Origin of the sequence: Peptococcus niger (assembly GCF_900101835.1) — a bacterium.
In the GTDB taxonomy this organism is placed as follows: Bacteria; Bacillota; Peptococcia; order Peptococcales; family Peptococcaceae; genus Peptococcus; species Peptococcus niger.
Genome location: NZ_FNAF01000010.1, coordinates 60,347 through 67,120 on the forward strand (window position 1 = coordinate 60,347; position 6,774 = coordinate 67,120).

Below are 6,774 nucleotides of genomic sequence, written 5' to 3' on the forward strand. Positions count from 1 at the left end.
GCCCTCTCCTTAGTTAAAAATACCCTCCGTAGACAAATAACGATTCCCCGAATCCGGCAAAATAACAACAACCGTTTCCCCGGGGTGTGCTTGTAGATAATCCCGGCAGGCTGCTAAAGCAGCACCGGATGAAATACCGGCAAAAAGCCCTTCTGTCCGGGCCAAGAGACCGACCAAGGCCATGGCATCCTGGTCTTGCGCCGGATAAATGTCATCAATCACAGACCGGTCCAGGGCCTCCGGAATAAAACCGGCCCCAAGGCCTTGAAGGCCATGGGCCCCCGCCGGCTTACCGGACAAGACAGCAGATGTGGCCGGCTCCACTGCAATCACCTTGAGGTCAGGATAGCGCCCTTTTAAATAGCGCCCGGCACCGGATAAACTGCCGCCTGTCCCTACCCCTGCCACAAAAGCATTCGGTGTAAGTTTTTCCCTTTCTGTTTCCGCCCCTATTTCAGGGCCTGTTGTTTGATAATGATACTCCGGATTTAGCGGGTTTGAAAACTGTCCGGCGATGATGGCGCCGTCCAGCTTTTTTTGCAGGCGATCCGCTTCAGCGATGGCGCCTGTCATGCCTTCGGCACCCGGCGTCAAAACCACTTCTGCGCCATATATGGCCATCATCTTCCGCCGTTCAACGCTCATGGTTTCCGGCATAACGATGATGACTTTATACCCCAAGCGTGCCCCGATGGCCGACAAGCCGATACCGGTGTTGCCGCTGGTCGGTTCAATAATCGTTCCTCCCGGCTTTAATCGGCCGGCCCTTTCAGCGCCACGAATCATGCTTAGGGCAATGCGATCTTTCATACTGCCGGTCGGGTTGCAGAACTCGGCTTTCGCAAGGATTTTGCCGTCTACCGCTAAGGCTTTTGCCAAGGCAGACAGGTCTATCATTGGCGTCCCGCCGACCATTTCTGTTACAGATCGGAACATTGATAAGCCCCCTCTAAGTTCTTCTAATGAGTATGTAACCCTTAACACCTAGCTTTAAACTAGGAATTGTTCTTTTGTACTATTTTTTTATACCCGGCCATCCTGTATTTTATACATCAGCTTGTCTTTTATTTTTCCCCTTGCTACACTGATGATAAGGTGTAACGAAGAAGGAAAAGAAAGGAGCAGATGATGGCCGGCAAGTACCAGGAAATCATGACCGCTTTGGAAAGCGCCATTGTCAGTGGCCGTTTGGCGCCGGGTGAACGCATTCCCTCGGAGCGGGACTTGGCAACCACCTTTAACTGCCACCGGTCGACGGTGGCGCATGCCCTATCCGAGTTGACCGACCGCAAACTGATTGTCCGCAAAATCGGGAGCGGCACTTTTGTCGCTGACGGCAAATGGACCGTCGGCCTTCCTGCCCGTATGCGGCAAATTGTCCCCAAACCGACCCCCTATCAGCAGGCTGTTGAAAAAGCCCTTGCCAAAAGTCCGGAAGCGCCTTGGCAGCATCTGGAAAACGGCGATGCCCCCCTTTCCTGGCTTCCCCAAGGGCAGATTGGCACCTTGTCCTGGGATGCGGTTTTTGCCGAGGCTGCAGATGGGGACCAGTTGGGCTTATGGGCCCTGCGTGAAGCCATCGCGGAAGATTTGCGCCAACGCTACCATTTCCACTTATCGCCGAATGAAGTTCTCATTACCAGCGGCACCCAGCAGGCCATCTTTCTCATTACGCACGGCTTTTTGAACCCCGGCGATGCCGTCGCCATTGAAGCGCCCTCTTATTTTTACTGCCTGCCGATTTTCCAAGCAGCCGGTCTGCGCCTGATTCCCATCCGGATGGAAGCGGAAGGCCCCTCCATTGACGACCTCTCCCAAGCTGTTCGCCGCACCCGCATCCGCATGCTCTTTCTCAACCCCATCTTTCAAAATCCCACCGGCATTCTGACAAGTGTCCGTCGGCGCAATGAGATCATCCACCTGTGCAACCGCTATCAAATTCCCATCTTTGAAGATGATGCTTCCGCCCGCCTGCCCTTTTCGGATAAGGCCTTAACCAGCCCGATTAAAGCCTCGCCCCTGGCTGGGCAAATGCTGTATGCCGGTTCGATTTCCAAGTACATGGGCCCCTCCATCCGCATTGGCTGGCTCATCGGACCAGCCCACTTGGTGCGCGCGCTGGCCCACTTTCGCCATGAAACGGACACCGGCCTATCGGCCCTGCCCCAATACATCGTGCGCGATTATTTAACCGCTGATTTAGCGGCTCAGGTCACCCGATTGCAGCAGCATACAGTCAATGCCCTGGGACAGTTTTCCGATTTTATGAAAGCCCGTTTTCCGACCCTCCACCCCCTGGCGGCCCAAGGCGGATTTTACCTCTATTATCGCTGGCCGAAAAAAAAGCGGCCCCAGTACGAGGCCACTTTACAAGCGTTATTGGACGATCATATCATTGTCGCTGAAGGGCGGCATTTCGGCGATGATTTGCCGGCCATGCGCCTAAATTTCACCCATTTTCGGTCGCGCTAAGGATGCCGACCTTGACGGCGCGCCTGCAGGAGGGTAGACACCATGTAGCAAGCAAGCCCTGCCCATACAAAGGCAAAGGTTATTTTTTGCGCTGGCGTTACCATCTCCCCATAGAGGAGGGTTCCGCATAGCAATTGTAGGGTCGGATTGATGTACATGAGTATGCCCGCCAGGGTATAATCGGTGCTGGCAATCCCTGTAGAATAAAAAAACAAGGGAACTGCTGTGACAACACCGGTGGTCGGCAAGAGGAGAAACTGCCAAGTCGGTGCTGCACCCGCCTGGCCATGAGCAACCATAAGGCCCACGAAAATCATCATCGGCACCAGCCAAGGCGCCAGCTCAACAGAAAGGGCCGAGATGGACGCACTCCGGCAGGTCTTTTTAATCGCCCCGTAAACAGCAAAGGAAAGGCCAATAACCAGGGCCAACCACGGCACGTGACCATAAGAGACGACGGAAATGACAACTCCACAGCTGGCCAAGGCAACGCCTACCCACTGTAAGGGGGCCAACCGTTCTTTAAAAATAAAGTAACCGATAACAATAGAAAGAATCGGATTCAGGTAATAGGCCAAACTTGCATCGACAATGTGGTTGGTATTCACAGCGATAATGTAAGACCCCCAATTGACCAGGAGCACGCCACCGGCAATAAAAAGCCGCCACATTTCAGGGCGATCCTGAAAAATGGCCTTGACCTCAGCCAATTTCTTGCCGAAGGCCAAAATCACCACACAGAGCAAAAAGGACCAAATGGCCCGATTGCCCAAATTAACATAAGAATTCACATCAGCCAAGAGCTTCCAATAAATCGGCAGAAAGCCCCATAAAATATAACAAAACAAGACCATCAACGGACCACGCCGCATATGCCTCCCCCCTCCTGCAAGCTTGACCTCAGTATAGCAATTTTCATGCCCAAGCGCAACGACTGCGCCCAGTTACGCCTTAGGCCCTATAAAACCCTACAAGAAAAGCCGACCCTGTCACAAGGTCGGCTTTTCTTCTTCCTTGGCCTAGGCAACAATCCACCCGAGATTTTTGGCCAAAAGGAAAGGGCCAAGGGGCATCCGCTACCCTCGGTAAGATTCGGGCCTGGTCAAACGCACGAATGGTTTTTCTGCTATAGAGGAGGGCTCTCCCCTGGCGGCTGATTCCCCGAGAGGTCCCCCTTCTTTATAAAAAATCACCTAGCGGATGAAATTCGTCGCCACTGCGGTTTCCGGCTGCGGCTGCAAGACCCCCTGCGCCCGGCCGGCAGCTATACAGTTAAGCAGCCAGGCCATATTCCGCCCTAGGGTACGCATGGTTTGTAAGCCCTCAAGATCTTGGTCTACATCTGCCGGTTGCATCCCGTGTACCATGTTCCAATATTGGCTTGAAACGATTGGCATATTGGCAATGGTATAAAACTTATTCAAGCGGTCAAAGGATGCTGTTGCACCACCCCGCCGGCAGGACACCAAACTGGCCGCCGGTTTGTACCGCATGGCCTCGCCGGCGCTGTAAAACAACCGTTCCATAAAGGCCTGAAGATTGCCGGCCGGCCCTGCATAATAAACCGGTGAGCCAAAAATAAATCCATCCGCTTCTTCTGCCAAAGGGATAAAGTCTGCCAACCGGTCCTTAAAAATACATTGGCCCTTTTTGCGGCACTGCAAACACGCCGTACAGCCTTGAACCGACTTGCCAACCCAAAACAATTCGGTCTCTACCCCCTCAAGCTCAAGCGTTTTTGCCACCTCTTGAAGCGCCCGATGGGTGCAGCCTGTTTGATTCGGCGAGCCGTTCACCAAGACAACTTTCATCTATACCTCTCCTCTCTCAACTTACTTTTATTGTATAAATTCACCCCGGTTTATTCAAGTTCAAATCCCCCACCACTTCTAAGCCCGGCAAACCAGCCTTATGGGCCAAGACTTGCCAGCAGCCTATAAGTTAATCTCCTATCGAACCGCCTATTTTTTAACTTTCCTTGAGCTTGCTTTAACCTGCACACACGCCTATACTAAGATTTAGTAACAAAACAACGCAGACAGTTCATAAAGGAGGAATCATGAAACACCTATCATTTTTACAGGCCCATTGGCGCAAAGTACTCGCTACCCTGGCCATCGCCCTGCTGACACCGACACTTGCCTGGGCAGCCACATATGCGGATACCCAGGGTCATTGGGCGGTCATGAGCATTGAAAAAGCACAAAGCTTGAACCTGGTCAGTGGCTATGAAGACGGCAGCTTCCGTCCGGATGCAAACGTTACCCGAGCCGAATTCATCGCCTTTCTGAATCGTGCCCACAAGGTCAAACCGGCAAGTCCTGACCAGCCACTTTATGCAGATGTTGCAGAAAGTGCCTGGTACGCCAATGACGTTCGTGCCGCACAAGCCAAGGGCTATATCGGCCTGTTCGACACAGAAATGCTCCAACCGAATGTCCCCATCACCCGTGAAGAAGTGGCCCGGTTAACAGATGATTTGCTCGCCGGCAATAAGGCAGAAACCGGCCCAGATTCTGAAACCGACCTTACATCAGACCAGGACGCTTCCGACAAGGCAAAAGACGGCGACAGCGAGGCCCTTGCCAAGACTGCGCCCGAGAGTGAAAAAGAAAGAAGAGCGGCAGCCAAAGCCCTCACCTTTATCGACAGCGATACCATTGCACCTGAATGTCGCAACGCCGTTGCCAACTTGCTTGAGGGGGGTTACCTTAGCGGCTATCCGGACAAGACCTTCCGTCCGCAAAATAAAATCACCCGGGCCGAAGCCATTTCCATTATTTTACGGAGCATTCATCAAAACCCAACCGTCGCCATTCCTGGTCAATCGGCACCGGTCCAAGAAAACGGTAAGACCTACCTCATCGATCAAAAATCAGGCCTGCGCATTGAGGCCCCGCAGAGCCGAAACGGCCGTCTGACAATTGGCGACCGGACTTATTGGCTGAACCCGGATGCTAGCCTGAAGTTAGGCTGGATACAGGAAAAGGGCCATACCTACTACGCCACAGAAGCCAACGGCTTGACCCGCGGTTGGCAGCAAATTGACGGTAAAACCTATTACTTCTCCCCTTATTCTTACGAACGATTTGAAAATGGCGTCTTCAGCACCGGCACCCAGGCCCATTGGTTCGGTCAAGACGGTGTCGTCCTCAGCGGGAACCGCCCCGGTGGCCACAAGGGCAAACCCATCTATTGGGCGCCGCCCACAGCAGAAGAGCTAAACAATGCCTGGCTAAAGGGTCCGGACACCTCCCGGCGCTTTCTCGGCCAAGCTGTCGCCAATTATGCCGCCAAAAGAGAAGGCCTACCCTTTAAATGGTTCGGCTGCGACTTAAACGATCCCAGTGGCGTATACTGCTGCGGTGCCGTTTACAGCGCCTATAAAGAAATGGGCATCGCCACCATGCCGCCTTCAGCCAGCAATATCCGCGCCGATAAGGGCTACCGCATGGTCAAGGACCAATACTTGACCGCCCCCAATTACGGTGGAAAATATATTCCTTCCAGTTTTTCACAAATGTGGCCCGGAGATGTCAGCTACTCCTTCCAACCCTCCCTGGGCTACGGCTATAACCACGCCGCCCTTTTCCTAGGTTTCAACAACGGCCGCCCCATCGTCGCCCACGCGACACTGGCCGATGGCTTCATCGTTGAACCGGCCGATATCATTACAAGCGTTTGGGGATACGCCTACATCAACGGCGTGCGTTACGTTTAAGTCAAAGGACTGCCTATCGTCCTTCTAAAAAAAGGCTGCGGTGCAAAATGACCATCATTTTGCACCGCAGCCTTTTTGTATGAACCTGGAGGATTATCTTCTCATTAATCCGATAATGTCCTTCCTCTAAGAAACGCCCTTAAACCAATCGCAAGTGACCATAAAGATGTAGCCCCTCTACCAGGGGCAAACGCCTTTTACTGTTCGATATAGAGCTAAATAAGGACAGCCTTGGGGCCGATACGTTTATTGGATAAAATAAAAGTGCCTCGCGAAAAAGGGCTTCTGTACAGGTCCGGCCAGACCTAGGCTTCAAAGCAAGACGCATAAAAAATATAGCCTCTCTTTAAAAGAGAGGCTATATTTTTTATAGGCCTGAGTGGACTTGAACCACCGACCTCACGCTTATCAGGCGTGCGCTCTAACCAGCTGAGCTACAGGCCTAAATTAAACAGACCAAACAAGTGTAACAATTGTTGTAACGGCTTCTACCGTTACGGGTTTTCCTTAGAAAGGAGGTGATCCAGCCGCACCTTCCGATACGGCTACCTTGTTACGACTTCACCCCAATCATCGATCCC

5 protein-coding genes, 1 tRNA gene and 1 rRNA gene are annotated in these 6,774 nt (G+C 52.7%); 2 read left to right on the forward strand and 5 right to left on the reverse strand.

Features of this window, described 5'->3' with window-relative positions; all coding sequences use genetic code 11:
- Nucleotides 1-9: 9 nt before the first annotated feature.
- Complete coding sequence (cysK, locus tag BLQ16_RS07635) at nucleotides 10-936, reverse strand: cysteine synthase A (protein ID WP_091792148.1); 927 nt, start codon at nucleotides 934-936, stop codon at nucleotides 10-12.
- Between the two features lie 189 nt (nucleotides 937-1,125).
- Between cysK and BLQ16_RS07640 the strand changes: the two genes are divergently transcribed.
- Nucleotides 1,126-2,472 carry an aminotransferase-like domain-containing protein gene (locus tag BLQ16_RS07640; RefSeq protein ID WP_091792149.1) on the forward strand — a complete coding sequence of 449 codons (1,347 nt, stop codon included), beginning with the start codon at nucleotides 1,126-1,128 and terminating at the stop codon, nucleotides 2,470-2,472.
- On the opposite strand, the gene rarD is transcribed toward BLQ16_RS07640, so the two are convergent.
- Together rarD and BLQ16_RS07650 are read right to left on the reverse strand one after the other, a co-directional pair.
- The gene (rarD, locus tag BLQ16_RS07645) at nucleotides 2,469-3,344 is read right to left on the reverse strand and encodes an EamA family transporter RarD (protein WP_091792150.1); all 876 of its coding nucleotides are present in this window, start codon (nucleotides 3,342-3,344) and stop codon (nucleotides 2,469-2,471) included. The two genes, BLQ16_RS07640 and rarD, sit on opposite strands and share 4 nt — an antisense overlap.
- 321 nt (nucleotides 3,345-3,665) lie before the next feature.
- Nucleotides 3,666-4,283, reverse strand: a complete 618-nt coding sequence (locus BLQ16_RS07650) for a flavodoxin family protein (protein WP_091792151.1) — start codon at nucleotides 4,281-4,283, stop codon at nucleotides 3,666-3,668.
- Between the two features lie 248 nt (nucleotides 4,284-4,531).
- On the opposite strand from BLQ16_RS07650, the gene BLQ16_RS07655 reads away from it, so the two are divergent.
- On the forward strand, nucleotides 4,532-6,193 hold the full coding sequence (locus BLQ16_RS07655; protein ID WP_091792152.1) for an S-layer homology domain-containing protein: 1,662 nt from the start codon (nucleotides 4,532-4,534) through the stop codon (nucleotides 6,191-6,193).
- 370 nt (nucleotides 6,194-6,563) lie between these two features.
- Here the strand turns inward: BLQ16_RS07655 and BLQ16_RS07660 are convergent.
- Both BLQ16_RS07660 and BLQ16_RS07665 read right to left on the reverse strand, forming a co-directional pair.
- Nucleotides 6,564-6,637, reverse strand: a tRNA-Ile gene (locus BLQ16_RS07660).
- Nucleotides 6,638-6,704: 67 nt separating this feature from the next.
- Nucleotides 6,705-6,774 (reverse strand): 16S ribosomal RNA (locus BLQ16_RS07665); the annotation flags it as partial.